Source organism: Streptomyces sp. TLI_171 (assembly GCF_003610255.1).
Lineage (GTDB): Bacteria > Actinomycetota > Actinomycetes > Streptomycetales > Streptomycetaceae > Kitasatospora.
Window position 1 is genome coordinate 3,753,508 of record NZ_RAPS01000001.1, and the last position, 16,000, is coordinate 3,769,507.

General features: G+C 72.1%; 18 protein-coding genes. 7 read left to right on the forward strand and 11 right to left on the reverse strand.

Going from position 1 to position 16,000, the window contains the following annotated elements; translation table 11 throughout:
* Positions 1-180: 180 nt before the first annotated feature.
* The 7 genes from traB to BX266_RS17220 form a co-directional block, all read right to left on the reverse strand.
* Entirely contained in the window at positions 181-2,262 is a 2,082-nt protein-coding gene (traB, locus tag BX266_RS17195; protein WP_099900847.1) for a plasmid transfer protein TraB, read from the reverse strand.
* Positions 2,263-2,281: 19 nt separating this feature from the next.
* Complete coding sequence (traA, locus tag BX266_RS17200) at positions 2,282-2,803, reverse strand: plasmid transfer protein TraA (protein ID WP_099900848.1); 522 nt, start codon at positions 2,801-2,803, stop codon at positions 2,282-2,284.
* 88 nt (positions 2,804-2,891) lie between these two features.
* The gene (locus BX266_RS38090) at positions 2,892-3,227 is read right to left on the reverse strand and encodes a hypothetical protein (RefSeq protein ID WP_099900850.1); all 336 of its coding nucleotides are present in this window, start codon (positions 3,225-3,227) and stop codon (positions 2,892-2,894) included.
* A 20-nt stretch (positions 3,228-3,247) separates the two neighbouring features.
* Entirely contained in the window at positions 3,248-3,697 is a 450-nt protein-coding gene (locus BX266_RS38095; RefSeq protein WP_099900852.1) for a transcriptional regulator, read from the reverse strand.
* Between the two features lie 56 nt (positions 3,698-3,753).
* Positions 3,754-4,062, reverse strand: coding sequence for an RRQRL motif-containing zinc-binding protein (locus tag BX266_RS17210; RefSeq protein WP_259465107.1), 309 nt, complete (start codon positions 4,060-4,062; stop codon positions 3,754-3,756).
* 62 nt (positions 4,063-4,124) lie between these two features.
* Positions 4,125-5,087: a DUF2637 domain-containing protein gene (locus tag BX266_RS17215; RefSeq protein ID WP_099907972.1), complete on the reverse strand. Its 963-nt coding sequence runs from the start codon at positions 5,085-5,087 to the stop codon at positions 4,125-4,127.
* A gap of 109 nt (positions 5,088-5,196) precedes the next feature.
* Complete coding sequence (locus tag BX266_RS17220) at positions 5,197-5,481, reverse strand: hypothetical protein (RefSeq protein WP_099900856.1); 285 nt, start codon at positions 5,479-5,481, stop codon at positions 5,197-5,199.
* Between the two features lie 391 nt (positions 5,482-5,872).
* Here BX266_RS17220 and BX266_RS17225 point away from each other — a divergent pair, with 391 nt between their 5' ends.
* From BX266_RS17225 to BX266_RS17245, 6 genes are all read left to right on the forward strand, one after another.
* A complete protein-coding gene (locus BX266_RS17225) occupies positions 5,873-6,721 on the forward strand; it encodes a GntR family transcriptional regulator (RefSeq protein WP_099900858.1) in 849 nt (282 codons plus the stop codon).
* Between the two features lie 38 nt (positions 6,722-6,759).
* Complete coding sequence (locus tag BX266_RS17230; protein ID WP_259464732.1) at positions 6,760-7,404, forward strand: HAD family hydrolase; 645 nt, start codon at positions 6,760-6,762, stop codon at positions 7,402-7,404.
* Positions 7,405-8,706: 1,302 nt separating this feature from the next.
* Entirely contained in the window at positions 8,707-8,871 is a 165-nt protein-coding gene (locus BX266_RS38660; RefSeq protein WP_180290515.1) for a hypothetical protein, read from the forward strand.
* A 75-nt stretch (positions 8,872-8,946) separates the two neighbouring features.
* The gene (locus tag BX266_RS17235; protein WP_099900862.1) at positions 8,947-9,240 is read left to right on the forward strand and encodes a Dabb family protein; all 294 of its coding nucleotides are present in this window, start codon (positions 8,947-8,949) and stop codon (positions 9,238-9,240) included.
* 204 nt (positions 9,241-9,444) lie between these two features.
* Positions 9,445-10,299 carry an RNA polymerase sigma factor SigF gene (locus tag BX266_RS17240; protein WP_099900864.1) on the forward strand — a complete coding sequence of 285 codons (855 nt, stop codon included), beginning with the start codon at positions 9,445-9,447 and terminating at the stop codon, positions 10,297-10,299.
* A gap of 156 nt (positions 10,300-10,455) precedes the next feature.
* Positions 10,456-11,307: an RNA polymerase sigma factor SigF gene (locus tag BX266_RS17245; protein ID WP_399169840.1), complete on the forward strand. Its 852-nt coding sequence runs from the start codon at positions 10,456-10,458 to the stop codon at positions 11,305-11,307.
* Between the two features lie 3 nt (positions 11,308-11,310).
* Here BX266_RS17245 and BX266_RS17250 read toward each other — a convergent pair whose 3' ends face one another.
* Positions 11,311-12,162: a tyrosine-protein phosphatase gene (locus BX266_RS17250; protein WP_180290516.1), complete on the reverse strand. Its 852-nt coding sequence runs from the start codon at positions 12,160-12,162 to the stop codon at positions 11,311-11,313.
* Between the two features lie 108 nt (positions 12,163-12,270).
* On the reverse strand, positions 12,271-12,471 hold the full coding sequence (locus tag BX266_RS17255) for a hypothetical protein (protein WP_099900870.1): 201 nt from the start codon (positions 12,469-12,471) through the stop codon (positions 12,271-12,273).
* Between the two features lie 149 nt (positions 12,472-12,620).
* Between BX266_RS17255 and BX266_RS17260 the strand changes: the two genes are divergently transcribed.
* A complete protein-coding gene (locus BX266_RS17260; RefSeq protein ID WP_099900872.1) occupies positions 12,621-13,577 on the forward strand; it encodes an aldo/keto reductase in 957 nt (318 codons plus the stop codon).
* Between the two features lie 86 nt (positions 13,578-13,663).
* Here the strand turns inward: BX266_RS17260 and BX266_RS17265 are convergent, their stop codons facing one another.
* A complete protein-coding gene (locus BX266_RS17265; RefSeq protein ID WP_099900874.1) occupies positions 13,664-14,620 on the reverse strand; it encodes a C40 family peptidase in 957 nt (318 codons plus the stop codon).
* On the reverse strand, positions 14,617-15,963 hold the full coding sequence (locus BX266_RS39995) for an SPFH domain-containing protein (protein WP_259464733.1): 1,347 nt from the start codon (positions 15,961-15,963) through the stop codon (positions 14,617-14,619). Before BX266_RS39995 ends, BX266_RS17265 begins: the two co-directional genes overlap by 4 nt.
* Positions 15,964-16,000 lie beyond the last annotated feature (37 nt).

The window sequence follows — 16,000 nt, forward strand, 5'->3', positions numbered from 1 at the left end:
TTCTCTATGCGGATGCTGGAAGACGGCGGCCCCGATTCTTGGCAGAGGGGGGCCGCCGTTGTCGTTCGCCGGACTGTCAGAGCAGGTGTCAGACGCGGGTGTCAGAGCGGTGTCAGGCCGCTCTGACACCCGCGTCTGCCTAGGGGTTTGGGTGTCAGGGGGTGTCAGGTGTCAGGGGTGTCAGACCAGCGCCGGGGCGGGGGTGATGCGGTACCGGCCCTTCTGCGCGGCCGGCACCAGGCGACCGTCCTCGACCATGCGTCGGAACTCGCCCGACACCCACGGACGGGAGCGCCCGAGGCGGGCGGCCTGGTCCATGACGTCCTTCGGGCCGATGACCATCACGCCGCGCTGCTCGAACTCGGCGATGATGCCTTCCATCGCGGCGCGGGCTTCCTCGGGCGTGAACTCCGGCGCCGGCGCGCCGAGGGTGATCGCGGCCAGGGTGCCCGGGACGGGCGGGAGTTCGGCCTGCGGGTCGAGGTGGGCGTCCTCCGCGTCCACCCGCCCCACCGCCTCCGGCTCCCGCTCCCGGTCGTCGTCGCTGTCGCCGTCGCTGTCGGCTAGGTACACGCTGCCCTCCCCCGCGTCGTCGGCGTCTGCGTCGGTGTGGTGGCGGTGGGTGTAGGCGTTGCCGACGGCGGCCGCGGCGGCCTTGGCGGTGATGGGGTCGACGGTGGCTCCGTTGCGGCGGGCCCACTGGGCGAGCTGTTCCATGACGCGGGCGGCGCTGCCGGTGAAGCGCAGGGTGCGGCTCGGGGCGCTGTAGCGCTGCTCATCCACGCCCGGGGTGACCAGGTAGCAGTACCCGGGGCGGCGGTTGCCCCACGCCCCCGGGTGCGCACCCGCGTCCAGCACCGACGGCGGGAGTGCCATGCCCTCGTCCCTCGGGTCCAGGCCGAAGCACAGCACCGAGGGGATGGACGCGCGGGTGCTGGTGGAGAGCTGGTCGTGGCTCGGGCGCTGGAGCGAGATGACCAGCGAGATGCCCGCCGACCGGGCCTCTTGGGCGATGCCGGTGAAGGTGTCGTCGCCCATGAACCGCAGGGTGTTGGCGGCTTCCTCGAACCAGCCGACCAGGAACGGCATGCCCTCACACCCGCACGCCCCTCCCCTGCGGCACGAGTGCGCCGGGTCGGTCTGCGGCTCAGCAGCGGCCGGCACCCACTGGCGGTAGCCGTGCTCACCCAGCCACCGGGTCCGGGCGGGGATGACCGCCTGCAGCGCGGTCACCATCGTCTCGGTCGCCGCGCCGCCTTCCACGGCCCAGTCCATGCCGGGCCTCAGCGGACCGAAGTCCTGGAACGACTTCGGGTCGGAGAACCACACGATGACGTCGCGGCGGCCCATGATCTCGGACACCACGTTCAGCGCTCCGTCGCCCTTGCCGGAGCCGGTCCCGCCGCAGATCAGCAGGTGCGTCGAGTTGCGGCCCGCCTGCGGGTCGCCGGGCAGCCACAGCACCAGCGGGGACCCGTCGTCGTAGCGGCCGATGACCAGCGGATCGGCGATGGAGCCGCCGACGTTCGTGGGCATCTCCCACTCGACCACCTCGGCGAGCATGTCCTTCGGGACCACGGTGAGGGTGCCGCGCCGGGCGGAGTCCGGGTCGGGCAGGTACCGTACCGCCGTCGGCGCGACGTCGAGGGCGGAGGCGATGTTGCCCAGCGACCGGGCCACGTCGTCGTTCGTCAACTCGCCAGCAGGCAGCACGATTTCGGCGTTGACCCGATTGGGCTCCACCTCGGTCTTGCGGATCTTCGCCCCGGCGAGCTTCACCTTCTCCAGCAGCGACCCGTCCGCGTCGGTCCCGGCCTGGACCGCTTCGGGGTTGCGGCGCATCACCTGACGGACGTTCCACGACAGCGCCAGCGCGCCGCCGCCGATCCAGAACGCACCGAAGGTGAAGGAGTTCCAGCCCGCCAGAGCCATCGTCGTGAACCACGTGCTCGCCGCCGCGACCGTGACGGCCGAGTGGAGTCGGCGCTGCTGCGTGGTGGACTTCCCCGCCCACGCGGTCACCCCGGTCACGGCAACCGATCCGAGGGTCAGGCCGACCGCGTAGCCGGGGGAGCCGTGCGCCGGCACCCACGCCACCGAACCCGCGAGCCCCGTGGCGGCGGCGAGGATCCACGGCGGGGTGTAGGGCTTGGCGCGGTGGGCGACCCACGCACCGACGCCTTCCAGGGTGCTGGCACCCTCCAGGGACTCCCGGTGCTGGGCTTCGGCGTCGCCGTTCTTGCTCGTGCTGTTCCTGCCCATGACGGGGCCTCCTGTCGGATCAGAACTGGAAGGGGCGGTGCTGGGTCTGGGGGCGCTGCGGGGTCATGACGTCGGCGTACTCGCGCTGAAACGCGGCCCACGCGGCGGCGGCGTCCTTCGCGGCGTCGGTCATCGCGTCGGCGGCCTTGGCGAGCTTCCGGGCCACCGAGCGGGCCCGCATCTTCTGGCGGAACGCGTGGTCGCCGGGCAGCGGCGGGGCCTGCTCCAGGGCGGCCTTGAGGATCTCCGCGCCCACCTCGATCTCGATCGCCGAGTACGCGGCGAACGCCCGCAGCGCCTCGCAGTACGAGCGGACGTCGGCCGCGCTGTAGAACGCGGGCTCCGGGAGGGCGAGTTGGCTGCTGCGGCCCATCCCGGTGCCGGGGTTCGCCGCCGCGCCCATCTGCGGGCCGGTGGTCTTGTTGACGTTGATGTTCAGCCCGGGGGAGAACGTCGCCCCGGAGCCGAAGCCGTTACGGGTGCTGCTCGTGCCGGTGCTGCTGGTCGCGCCGCTGTTCGGCGTGTTAGCGCGGTTGGCCATCGCGGTTCCTCCCCGATTCGGGGCCGGGACTGTCCCGGCTCCCCGCCCCCGCCCGGCCCTTGAAGGGTCGGGCGGGGACGGGCAGCCGTCAGTTCTGGCGCATGTCGCGGATGATCCACCGGATGACCAGCGCCGCGACCGCGAGCGCCAGCGCCGCCATGCCCACGGCCAGCAGGGCGGCCGTGGTGGCGAGCAGGACCGGGATCAGCACCGCCGCCGCACCCGCGCCGGCCGCGACGTAGCCGCCCATCCGGGAGACCACCGCACCCGCGTCGGGCCGCGCCGCCACCGGCGCCGGAGCAGGGGCGGAGAGGAGCTGGGCGTTCTGGTTGGTGCTGAGTTGGGCGGCGACCAGCAGCGCCAGGCGCTCCAGGTCCACGGGTTCGCCGTCCGGGGCGGGGACGGCGGCAAGGTGACGGTTCACGGGTGGTTCTCCCTTCCGGTTCAGGCGGAGACGATCAGGGCGGAGGCGGTCTCGAAGGCGTGGTGGAACGCCTGGTCGAGCAGGTAGCCGCCGTTCATGCCGTGGTCGGCGAGACGCACGAACGCGCTCTTCCCGGTGGCGTCGGCGAGGCGGCGCAGCGGTTCGCGCCGGTCGGCGATGTAGTGCGTGGCGGCCGACAGAGCCAGTCCGGCGGCGACCGGCCCGGGGCGCAGACGGACGCCGAGCAGGCGCGATCCGACCAGCAGGGCGGCGGCCTGGGTGGCGGTGTAGGTGGCGACGTGGGCGGCGCACGCGGCGCGGCCGGCGGCGCTGGACTGGCCTTCGTTGTGGTCCTGCTGGCCCTTCGTTCGGGCCTGGTGGTCGCTCTGCACCCAGTGATCGGCGACGTCGGCAGCGGCACGGAGCAGGGCGTACGCGGCGGCGAAACGGGCGGCGCGGTCGGACAGCATGACGAACTCCAAAGAGTCTGTGGTGCGCGGAAGTTGATGGTTAGCGCGGGCCGGACTCAGGCGGCGAGCGGGATGCCATCGGCGCAGGGCAGGCAGGTGCCGAGGTGCGCGGGCAGGACGTATCCGGCGTCGCGCCGGCAGGCGGGGCAGGTGCGGCGGGCCCGGTTCGCAGCATCCAACGCAGCGGCCTTCGCGGGAGTCATCTCCCGTACGCGGGCCGCGAGTTCGACGCGGTACAGGTAGGCGGCCCGGGGCTGCTTGGAGCGGCGGGACCGCCAGAGGATCTGAGCGGCGACGGGCTGACCGCCCGGCCGCAGTCCGCAGGCGCGGAGCTGTCGGCGCGTCATCAGACCGTCGGGCGCCATCCGCCACGGGTAGGTCGGAGTAGCGAAGCGCTCCCCGGCCGGGTCCCAGAACCGGGGGCGGCTCACGCGGCCACCCGCTCAGCGTCAGTGCCCCGCTCGTGCTCCTGGTAGCGGGCGGCGACCCATCCGGTCGACCAGCCCGTGATCTCGGCGGCGCGGCGCTGCGACACCCCTTCGGCGACAGCGGCGGCGATCACCTCGCGGGCGATTGGCTCGGCCAGCTTCCCCTCGGTGGCCGGACCGGTCAGCAGGGCTTCGCGGCGCTGCCGCTCCGCCTCGCGCTCACGGCGCTCACGCTCCCGCCGTTCGCGCTCACGCTCGCTCACCTCGCGCTCACGACGCTCCCGCGCGGCCCGCTCCGCAGCCTCCGCCTCATGCTGAGCGGCCCGCTCCGCAGCCGCCTGGCGGGACCGTTCCTCGCGCTCCTCACGGGCCATCCGGACTTCGTGCTCACGCTGCTCACGCGCCCGCCGATCCTCCCGGTCCTCGGCCTCGCGGCGGCGGCGCTCGGCGGCCTCGAACTCCTCCAGCCGCTCCGCCCGCTCCCGCTTCCGCAGGTCCTCCGCGCGCTGCTGACGCTCGGCCCGCTCGGCCCGCTCAGCGTGCTCACGGGCGGCCACAGCCCGGGCGATCGCCCGCCGGTAGGCCAGGGACGTCTCGGCCGTGACGATCAGCAGCAGCGGCGCGACGGCGTGCACCGCGACCCCCACCGCATCCTTGTTCAGCGCGGATTCGCCCACGTTGAGCAGCAGCGTCGCCAGACCGGTCATCCAACGCAGCACCACCGGCCACCGGCCACCGCCAGCGCCGAGGCGGGCCAGGATGCCGTCCATCCGGACCACGATCACCACCGCCCAGTCCACGACCAGCGGCAGGATCGGAGCCGTCCATTCCCACCCGGGCGGGGTGTGGCCGGCCATCAACGGCGTCACCGTGAGCATGCTGTACAGCACCGCCCCGAACGTGATCGCCCACGTCCCCGCACTCAACACCCGCTCCGCAGAACGGATCTGCTGCGGCGTCACCATTACGTTCACAGCACACCCCGCAGGCCGCCCCACGAACGGGCCATGAGCACCCACACGCTGTTCGTGAGCACCCGGCTGCGGCGGTGAGCATGCCCCTCGAAGGCGCTCACGCCGCCACCCCCAGCACCGCCGACGAACGGCGGACACCGCTGCGGCGGGCCACGCGGAGCGTACGCGGGGCTGAGTCCATCAGGCGCTCGGCGTAGGCCGCCAGCTCCGGGTCCTCCCGGCGCAGGTCCGCCAGCACCTCCACCGCCACGTCCATCCGGGCCCGGTACTCCGCCGCCGACTCGCCGACCACGCCGGCGAACAGCTCCGAGTCCACACCCAACGCCAGCTCCGCGAACTCATCGGAGCCCACGGCGCGCTGGCCTGCAACAATCGACTTCACGGGTCAACCTCTTCCAGTAGGCGGGTCGGCCCAGGGCCGCCGCGCGTTCCTTGGCCGGGAGCGCGGCGGCCCGTCTTCGTGGGCCCTGACCACTCGTCACGCACGAGTGGCCATGGATTCCGACCCGCCCATATGGGCGGGTCGGTCACCAAAGTGACTCGTTCGTTTGATCAGCACTCTGTTGAGTTAGCAAGGAACTGACGCTTCCTTCGGGGGGCTATCACCCCACCCCTCTAGGCATGTTCGTGCTAGTCAGAGCAGCCCCAAGAGGGCCCTCTCCGCCGCTCCCGCATCTCTCGGTTGCGACACACTCAACATAGACAACCTGCCTAGGCAGGTCAAGAGACTTGAGTTTCTCGCGTGTGTTGAGCATCTGCCTTAGCATGGGTGCATGAGCCTCGACCCGGATGACTCCCGCCCGCCGTATCAGCAGGTCAGCAGCTCTTTGCGGGCCTCGATCCTGACGAAGAAACCCGGCTTCGAAACCGGCGACAAGCTCCCGTCCGGCCCTGAGCTCGCCAAGCACTTCGGCGTGGCACGCGGCACGATCGACAAGGCTCTCGACCTGCTCAGGACCGAAGGGCTGATCGTGACCCGGCAGGGCAGCGGTTCCTTCGTCCGCGAGCGCACGTCTCGACCGGTCGGTCTTCGCCCCCACCTCGAAGCAGCATTCGAGCAGCAGCAGGTGACTCTCGACTTCGCAGGCTTCTCCAGCGAGACGCTCCACAACGCCATGCAGGAACCGCTCGACAAGGTGCGCTCCGGACGGCTGGCCCCGGAGTCCATCACCGTGCGCCTCTTGCTGCCGGACACGTCCGAGCCAATGGCCGTGCCCGTGCTGGTGGATGGGCTCAAGGACGAACCCGCGCTCCGGGACCGCGCACGCAACATCGCGGTGACCAACGCTGGCGGAATCGCCCACTCAGTCGAGATGCTGGCGGAGCTTGGTCTCGTCCAGTCGGCCACGGTTCAGGTGAAGGTGCACCGGGCGTCCAGCCTGTTCAAGCTGTACATCCTGAACCGCTCAGAGGCGTTCTTCGGCTTCTATCCGCTCCGGGAGCGAACGGTGGCCATCGACGGCAACGACCGCACGTTCTACGACGTCACCGGCAAGGACACCACGCTCTTCCACCATGCCTCCGGCCCAGACGATGCCTCGCTCGGATCGCAGTACGTCCAGCAGGCACAGATGTGGTTCGACAGCGTGTGGTCCACGATCGCGTACGAGCGCCAGCCGTGACCGCCTCTCCCCCGTCGCTCGCTGACGTGCTTCGGCCGGTGAAGCACGTCCTGCTCGACTTCGACGGTCCGGTCTGCTCGGTCTTCGCCGGGCTGCCCGCGCCAGAGGTCGCGCGACAGCTCCTTCAGGGTCTGCTCGCAACCAGCGAGCAGGCTCCGGCCGGAAGTGAAGCCGAGAGTGACCCTCTTGCCCTCCTCCGGCTGATTGCGGACGCGCGGCCGGACCTGACAGCAGAAGTGGACAACGCGCTTGCGTCGCTTGAGACGGAGGCCGTTCTGATCGGTTGGCCGAACCCCGGCTGCGAATCGGTTCTCCGCGCCTGCGCCAGATCCGGCCGCTCCGTATCGGTGGTCAGCAACAACGCAGGCGTGGCGATCGACGCGTATCTGACCGAGCAAGGGCTCAATCGCTACGTGGCAGGCGTCTTCGGGCGGATCCCCGGCGACCCATCGTCCATGAAGCCAAACCCACGTCTCCTCCTGGAGGCAATGAAGGAAGCTGGCAGCAAGCCGGAGGAGTGCATCTTCATCGGCGACGCAGCCCGGGACGTAGAGGCCGGGAACGCGGCGGGGGTGGTGACGATCGGATATGCCAACAAGCCAGGGAAAGAAGCGAAGTTGGCCGCTGCTGGCGCGGTAGCCATTGTGGACTCGATGCAGCTCATCGCAGATGCGATGAGCTGATCGTGCGGTCGGTGAACCCGTGGACAGCAGCCGCCATCGGCGCCAGCGTGTCCCACAGTCGATGCGGACACCCCTATGGTCTCTCCATGACGAACCTCGCGGGGATCGAAGCTGGAGATGCTGCGACCTGGGTAGCAACCGCCGTCAGCATTGTCATGGCGGGTTTCGCGTTGTGGCAGACCCGTCGGCAAAACAAGGACCAACGGGAGGCGAATCGGCTCCTGCAGGAAGCGGCAGAGCAGTCTCACCTCCAGGCAGAAGCAACGGAGCGCAGGGCCTACGCCGTGGAGCAGATGCTCGATCGGCTGACGGCCGCTACGGCGTCAGACGTGGCAACGCCCCCTGCGCAGTTCGAGCTTGCGGCCCCGTCTCCGTTGTCGATCGCGTGGAGCTTGGAGCACCGAGGCAAGCACACCTACGTCCTCCGAAATGAGGGAACGGAGACTGCTACCGGAGTTCGAGTCGATCCTGCGAACTTGCCTCCAACGGCTATCAATGTTCCTGAGAACGCAGTTGTACGTCCTCAAGAGTCTGTCGACTTCGTCATGGCGAGCACTTTTGGTGGCCTAGTCCCCAACGAGATCTGGGTAAGTTGGGACGGCCATGAGGAGCCCGTAGCTGTACGGGTTCCTGGATAGCAAGCGCGGTCGCTGGCCCCGTGACCCGCACAGAGCGTGGTCTCAGTTGTGGTCTCATTCGCCGCGGTTCAGCGAGGTACACCAGCACCCAGAAGACACGCTCTCACCTGCGGCCGGAACGCCCGCGACCGTCACTGAACGATGGATCCCAGACCTCGAAAGCGTGTGTGGGGGCAACTCCACCGTGGGTTCGAATCCCACCGCTACCGCCACTGAGCAGGACAGACGAAGGCCCCCGACTGGAGACAGTCGGGGGCCTTCGTCGTTCGGGGCCGGCGACAGCCGGACGGGCCGGGGAACCGTCCCCGGGTCGTGCGGAACCTCGCGGTGCGAGGTGGGGGCAGCAGCTCCGGGGGGACGAGCTGCTGCCCCGGGCGGAGGTCCCACAACCGGGGCCGCGTCGGGGGGATGCCGCGGCGCCCGGTCCCACAGCGGGGACCTCCGGTTCGCCGTACCGGGGATTCCTGCCAGATCCTCGGTACATCAACCATCCTGCCGTGCCGCCGGGGTGGGCACATCCGGAGAAAGCCCCGTCCGCGCGGGACCTTCGTCCCAGGGGGTGAACGGGGCCCTCACTCCTTGCGCCGTCCGGTGGATAAGCTGCGCGTGGCAGGGCCGTGCGGGGAGAGGGCGGCGGCCCGACTCAGGGAGGCAGGCCCGTTCGATGGCTCAGGCGAAGAAGGTGGCCATGTGGATCCTGGTCATCTTCGTCATCTACACGATCATCAACTCGCCGGTGCGCGCCGCCGAGCTGGTGCAGTCCGGCTTCGTCGGCATCTCGGACGCCGCGAAGGCGGTCGGCACTTTCATGACCGGACTGGTGCGCTAGTACCGTGGCGGGGTTCGTCCTTCGGGGGCGCTCCCCGGCCGGGGCGTGCCCTCCCTCACCGCGAGGAGCGGCATCGTGATCCGGCACCTGGTCCTGTTCAAGCTCAACGACGGCGTCAGCAAGGACGATCCGCGGGCCGTCGCCGGCGCCAAGGCGTTCGAGGAGCTCGGCGCGCTGATCCCCGAGCTGCGCGAGTGGGAGTGCGGCTGGAACTTCACCGAGCGGGACATCGCGCAGGACTTCGCGATCAACAGCCTGGTCGAGGACCGCGCCGCGCTGGCCGCCTACCTGGGCCACCCGGCCCACCAGTCCGCCGCCGGACAGTGGCGCGAGTTCGCCACCTGGGTGATCGCCGACCTGGAGGTCTGACCCCCCGTCACCACCCGTCGCACACGCACGACCCCGCGACCCCCGCCCTCCACCGGAGCGCGGGGGTCGTAGCACACTCCGCCGAATGCTGGACGGTTCGTCAACACGCCTCCTTCGGGTGCTTGCCCGGCGACAGAACGACTTGTGATGCTATGACCGGTTTTGCCGGAAATTTGGCGAGGTGGTTCTCAAGGGAGGGGTGACGTGTCCGTGCGGACGCAGGGCAGTGCGCCGGAGGAGCGGGTCGCGGACCTGCCGGACCCGGCCGAGCTGGTCGCCCGCCGTGCCGGCGGGCGCGGCGCGGTGGACGTCCGGACGCTCACCAGGGTGCTGTTCGAGCGGCTCGCCGAACTCCCCCCGGACGCCCCGGAACGGTCCCGGGTCCGCTCGGCGCTGATCGAGATCAACATCCCGCTGGTGCGCTACGCCGCCACCCGGTTCCGCAGCCGCAGCGAACCGATGGAGGACATCGTCCAGGTCGGCACCATCGGCCTGATCAACGCCATCGACCGCTTCGACCCGCACCGCGGCGTCCAGTTCCCCACCTACGCGCTGCCGACCATCCTCGGCGAGATCAAGCGCTACTTCCGCGACAACGTCCGCACCATGCACGTCCCGCGCCGGCTCCAGGAGCTCTGGGTCCAGGTCAGCGGCGCCATGGAGGAACTGACGGTCACCCACGGGCGGGCCCCCAAGGTCCCCGAGATCGCCGCCAACCTGCGGATCCCCGAGGAGGACGTGCGGGCCTGCCTGGACGCCGGGCGGGCCTACAACGCCGCCTCGCTGGAGGCCGCCCAGGAGCACGAGGGCGGGCTCGCGCTGCTCGACCGGCTCGGCTACGAGGACTCCGCCCTCACCGACGTCGAGCACCGCGACATGGTCCGCCACCTGCTGGTCCAGCTCCCCGAACGGGAGCGGCGGATCATCATGCTGCGGTTCTTCGCCAACCTGACCCAGTCGCAGATCTCCACCGAACTCGGCATGTCGCAGATGCACGTCTCCCGGCTGCTGTCGCGCATCCTCACCCGGCTGCGGACCGGGAACTCCTGGGAGGAGTGAGCCGCCCGATCGTTGCCGCGTGTCACCGGGGAGTGACGAGTCGCGACGTTCGGGTTTGCCGAGGCCGGTGTGCCGGTATTGAGCAGGAAGACACGTCGGCCGGGCACCACCGTGCGGTGGTGGCCGCCGAACAGGAAGTCACAAGGGGGTGGGCGCGTGTTCACAGAACAGGGCAGTGCGGTCATCGAGTCCGTCGTCGTACCGATCCCGGCCCAGGCCGGTCCCGCCGAGGCCCCGGACCGGGCCCTCGACACCCGCACGCTGTCCCGGGCACTGTTCCGCAGGCTGGCCGCCCTCGACGCCGACAGCGAGGAGCACGCCTACGTCCGGGACACCCTGATCGAGCTCAACCTGCCGCTGGTCCGGTACGCCTCCGCGCGCTTCCGCAGCCGCAACGAGCCGATGGAGGACATCGTCCAGGTCGGCACCATCGGCCTGATCAAGGCCATCGACCGCTTCGACCCGGACCGCGGCGTCGAGTTCCCGACCTTCGCCATGCCCACCGTGGTCGGCGAGATCAAGCGCTTCTTCCGGGACACCAGCTGGTCGGTGCGGGTCCCGCGCCGCCTGCAGGAGCTCCGGCTGGCCCTCACCAAGGCCGGCGACGACCTCTCCCAGCGGCTCGACCGCTCGCCCACCGTCCCCGAGCTGGCCGTCTACCTCGGCGTCTCCGAGGACGACGTGGTCGAGGGCCTGGCCGTCGGCAACGCGTACACCGCCAGCTCGCTGGACTCCACCCCCGGCGAGGACGAGAGCGGCGACGGCCCGCTCGCCGACCGCCTCGGGTACGAGGACCTCGCCCTCGAGGGCGTCGAGTACCGCGAGTCGCTCAAGCCGCTGCTGGCCAAGCTCCCGCCGCGCGAGCGCCGGATCATCATGCTGCGCTTCTTCGGCAACCTGACGCAGTCCCAGATCGGCGAGGAGATCGGCATCTCCCAGATGCACGTCTCCCGCCTGCTCACCAAGACCCTCGCCCACCTGCGGGAGGGCCTGACCGCCGAGGGGTAGCGGCTACGGGACGGTGCAGGTGGCCCGGAGCCTCGCCAGCTGCTCCCCGGTGAGGCCCAGGCCGTCCTGCCAGAAGTGGTCGAAGCTCGGCCAGCCGAGGGCGAGCTCCTCGAAGGCCGCGTCCAGGTACACCGCTTCGGCACGGGCCAGCGGCTGCATCAGCGGGTCGACCCGGGCGATCAGCGCGGCCGAGCGCTCGTTGGTGAGCAGGTAGTCCGCGAGGACGGTCTGCCGGTCGACGCCGAGCGCCGTCAGCAGCAGCGCGGCCGTCCAGCCGGTGCGGTCCTTGCCCGCCGTGCAGTGGAACAGCACCGGCGCGCCGTCGGCCTCGACGATCAGCCGCAGCACGGCCGCGAACCGGGAACGGGCCACCGCGTCGGTCACGAACCAGCGGTACATCGACGTCATCATCGCGGTGCCGCGGCCCTCGCCGAGCACGGCGTGCATCGCCGCCGGGTCGCCGCTGCCCAGAGCCCGCCGCAGCTCCACGTACAGGTCGAAGTCCGCGGAGAACACCGGCAGGTGGTGCAGGGTCGGGCCGAGCCCGTCCAGCGCCGGGACGGTCAGCGTCGCGGACGCGTCCAGCGGCAGCTCGGCGGCGGCCAGCCCGGGCACGAGGTCGGCGCCCAGGTGGCGGACCTCGTCCAGGCTGCGCAGGTCGACCACGTGCCGCAGGCCGATCGCACCGAGCAGCGCCCGGTCGGCGTCGCCGAGCCGGCTCAGCGCCTCGGTGCGCAGCAGCGCGCCGGTGCGGACGGTGCGGCCGTCCGCGGTGCGGTAGCCGCCCAGGTCGCGGGCGTTGACGGCAGCGGCCAGGCCGAGGCTGCGGGCGGTCTCGGTGGACGGCGCGGTCACGGTGCCTCCTGGCGGGCCTGGTTGCTCAGTACCGGCCAGTGTAGGCACGCCCCGGAGCGGGACCGCCCGGGGTACCCGGTCGGCCCCGCGCGGGCGCACGCCGCGGTACTACTTGACGGCCAGCCAGATCACGCCGATCACGACGACCAGGGCCACCACGGCCCCGACGACGATCAGCGGGGTGCGGCTCGACGAGGAGCTGCTGCCGTACGTGGTGACGGTGCCCGGGGCCTGCGCGGCCGGGGCCTCGTCGACGAACGCCCGGAACATCTGGGTCGACCCGGCGGGGTCGTAGTCGTTGTCAGCCATGGAACGGGACTCTAGCCAACCCGGGCAGCCCGCCGACACCCCGGACCCCACCCCGGACCAGGTCTGCACGCTCCCCTCACCTCGGGTGGCCCGGGCGCGGGCGCCCGGCCCGCGGAATCAAGCCGGACCCGAACGGGTTGTGCCTCTTCATGACGAACACTGACGCCCCCCGGGTGACCCTCGGCCCCTCAGACCTCGCCGTCTCCCCGCTGTCCCTGGGCGGCAACGTCTTCGGCTGGACGGCCGACGAGGCGCAGTCCTTCGCGGTGCTGGACGCGTACGCGGCGGCGGGCGGCAACTTCGTCGACACCGCCGACACCTACTCCTCCTGGGTGCCCGGCAACTCCGGCGGCGAGTCGGAGACGGTGATCGGCAACTGGCTGCGCAGCCGCGGCAACCGCGAGCAGCTGCTGATCGCCACCAAGGTCGGCATGGCCCCCGGCCTCGACAACCTGAAGCGGGACACCCTGCGCCGCGGCGTCGAAGCCTCGCTGCGCCGGCTCGGCGTGGAGCGGATCGACCTGTTCTACACCCACCGGGACGACCTGGACACGCCCGTCGAGGAGATCGTCACCGCGCTGGACGAGCTGGTCCGCGAGGGCAAGGTGCGCGAGGTCGCCGCCTCCAACATCGGCCCCGAGCGGCTGGCCGCCGCGCTGGAGTTCGCCGCCCGCGAGGGCCTGGCCTCGTACGTGGCGGTGCAGCCGCACTACAACCTGGTCTCCCGCGACACCTACGAGGGCCCGCTGGCCGACGTGGTGGCCGCGCACGGGCTGTCCGCCGTCCCGTACTACGCGCTCGCCTCCGGCTTCCTGACCGGCAAGTACCGTCCGGGCGCGGCCGTGGCCAGCGCCCGCGCCCAGGGCGCGGGCCGGCACCTGGACAGCCCGCGCGGGCCCCGGGTGCTGGCGGCGCTCGACGAGGTGGCGGCGGCGCACGGCGCAGAGGTCGCCGCGGTGGCGCTGGCCTGGCTGGCCGCGCAGCCCACCGTCGCCGCGCCGTTGGCCAGCGCCCGCACCGTGGAGCAGCTGCCGCCGCTGCTGGCCGCGGCCGCGCTCCGGCTCACCGACGCCGAGCTGAAGCTGCTCGACGCGGCCTCCGCCTGAGCGCTCGACCCCCCGACCGCCTGACGGGTCGTCGGACACGCCGAAGGCGCCCTCCCCGGCCGGTGCGGGAGGGCGCCTTCGGGCCGTCAGGCGAGGCGGCCGAAGAAGTCCGGGTAGTAGCCGCTGCTGAGGCGGGAGACCCGGACGTCCTTGCCGGGCCGGGGGGCTTCCACGTACGTCCCGTCGCCCAGGTAGACGGCCACGTGGTGGATGCCGGAGACCCGGCCGTTGCTGGACCAGAAGACCAGGTCGCCGCGCCGGAGCTGGTTCGAGCCGATCGGCGTGGCGGCCCGGTACTGGTCGTCGGCGACCCGCGGGGCGGCGATCCCGGCCCGGCGGAACGCCTGCTGGACCAGGCCCGAGCAGTCGAAGCCGTCCGGCCCGTTGCCGCCCCACACGTAGGGCTTGCCGACCTGCGCCAGCGCGTAGGACACCGCCGCCTCGACGCCGTCCGCCGCCGGGGCGGAGGACTGCTGCTGGGCGGACTGCGGGGCCTGGCCTCCGTCACCGGTGCGGGAGACGTAGACGTCGTAGTGGCTGGTGTAGCGCCACTCGCCGGCCGCGTTCCGAAACCAGTAGACCTTGCCGTCCCAGCCCTGCCGGAGCCCTCCGGAGGACTGCGACTGCTGCGCCGGCTGCTGGGGCTGCGCGGCCTTCGCGCCGCCGGTGCGGTCGAGGTAGACGTTGTACCACTTGGTGTAACGCCACTCGCCGGCCGCGTTCTTGAACCAGTACACCTTGCCGTCCCAGCCCGGGCCGGACGGCGCGGGCATCGCGTGCGCGGAGGTCGCGCCGAGCCCGAGCCCGACGATCCCCGCACCCGCCAGCACCGTGGCGGCCAGACAGGTCGAACGCACGGCGCGGTGTATTCGGCCGGCCCGCTCGGCCGCGCCGGAACCGCCGGTGCGCGGCGCCGGCCGGGTGCACTGCAGGCACCGGCAGGCTGACGCACCGTCGGATTCGGCGAAGCCCAGCAGGGGCGCGTCGGACCAGTCCGGCAGATCGGCGGGGTCGGTGGATATCGAGGCGAGCGCGGTCGTCACGCGGGCTTCCCTTCCTTGCGGTTCGGGCGGGCGGCCGGGGCGGGCACCGCGGCGGTGACCCCGGCCGGGGCGACGAACGCGACCAGCAGCTGCTCCATCAGGGCGCTGCGCGCGCTGTCGTCCAACTCGTGGGCGGTGGCCCGCTCCAGGCGGCGCACCGCGAGCGCCGCGGCCTCCACCGCGTCGTCCACCAGGACGGTCCGCAGCCCGGCGTCCAGGTCGGCGAGCCGGCGGCGGCGCATCGACTCGGCGACCTCCGGCGCGTAGTCCAGGGCCAGCGGCTGCACCGAGTACACCTCGATGCCGGCCGGGGCGGTCTCCGCGGCCAGCGCCCTGGTCAACTCGTCGGCGAACCAGTGGCCGTCGCGGAGCGCGGGCCCCGGCGCGGAGTTGGAGTCGCACGGCAGGGTGGAGGCGGTTCGGGCCAGCACGGCCTGCACCTGCTCGCGCAGATACGTTTCGTGCTCGGCGATGCCGAGCGTCACCCGGGCGGTGTCCTTCACCCGCCACACGATCAGCAGCCGCACCAGCAGCGGCGTCCCGGCCCGGTCGGTGACCTGCACCGGCTCGCTGCGCCAGTGCCGCAGCCGGACGTCCACCCGGCGGCGGCGCAGCAGCGGGTTCACCCAGAGCAGCCCCGTGCGGCGCACCGTGCCCCGGTAGCGGCCCCACCGGGTCAGCACCCGGGTCTCGCCGCCCGGATTGGACAGCAGACCGCCGAGCGCGGCCAGCATGGCCAGGCCGATCGCGCTCACCGAGGCGAGCGTCCGGTCACCGACCTCGGCCTGCCCGCTGGCCTTCGCGGCCGCACCGCGCAGGTCGGGGACGCCGGGCAGCTGCGGGATCACCCCGGCCCGGGCCAGCACCAGCACGATGCCCGCCGCGCCGAGCAGCAGCGCGAGCAGCGGCAGCCAGCCCGGCAGGGCGAACGCCCGGCGCTCGCGCAGCGACTGGTCGGCGCGCGGCGGGCGCCGGTGCGCGGCGGACGCGTCGACCGGGGCCGAGCGCTCGCCCTTCGCGATGGACGCGCTGAGCGCGCTCAGCGCGCGCAGTCCGCCGCCCCCCGGCTCCGGGGTGGCCCGCGGCGCGGGCGGGGCGGCGGCCGGGTCGTCCGCGCCGACCGCCACCAGCTCGGTCGGGTCGAGCGCCACGCCCACCACCGGGAGCGGCTGGGTGGCCGGACCCCGGTCGGGTCCGTCCTCGGCGGACGGGGCGGTCTTGATCAGCGGCTTGCTCACCGCCTTGGCGACCGCCTTGGTCAGTTGGGTCGCACCGACGGGAGGTTCCGGAGCGACGGGGGGCCAGGAGTTGGGTCGCGGCGACGAGTCGCGGGTGACGTCCATGCACGTGTCCTAAGGGTCAGAGTGTCGCGCAACGGGC

Coding starts and splice junctions, on each gene's coding strand:
- traB (WP_099900847.1), bottom strand. CDS start 2,262: ATGGGCAGGAACAGCACGAGCAAGAACGGCGACGCCGAAGCCCAGCAC.
- traA (WP_099900848.1), bottom strand. CDS start 2,803: ATGGCCAACCGCGCTAACACGCCGAACAGCGGCGCGACCAGCAGCACC.
- BX266_RS38095 (WP_099900852.1), bottom strand. CDS start 3,697: ATGCTGTCCGACCGCGCCGCCCGTTTCGCCGCCGCGTACGCCCTGCTC.
- BX266_RS17210 (WP_259465107.1), bottom strand. CDS start 4,062: ATGGCGCCCGACGGTCTGATGACGCGCCGACAGCTCCGCGCCTGCGGA.
- BX266_RS17225 (WP_099900858.1), top strand. CDS start 5,873: ATGAGCCTCGACCCGGATGACTCCCGCCCGCCGTATCAGCAGGTCAGC.
- BX266_RS38660 (WP_180290515.1), top strand. CDS start 8,707: ATGGCTCAGGCGAAGAAGGTGGCCATGTGGATCCTGGTCATCTTCGTC.
- BX266_RS17255 (WP_099900870.1), bottom strand. CDS start 12,471: ATGGCTGACAACGACTACGACCCCGCCGGGTCGACCCAGATGTTCCGG.
- BX266_RS17260 (WP_099900872.1), top strand. CDS start 12,621: ATGACGAACACTGACGCCCCCCGGGTGACCCTCGGCCCCTCAGACCTC.
- BX266_RS39995 (WP_259464733.1), bottom strand. CDS start 15,963: ATGGACGTCACCCGCGACTCGTCGCCGCGACCCAACTCCTGGCCCCCC.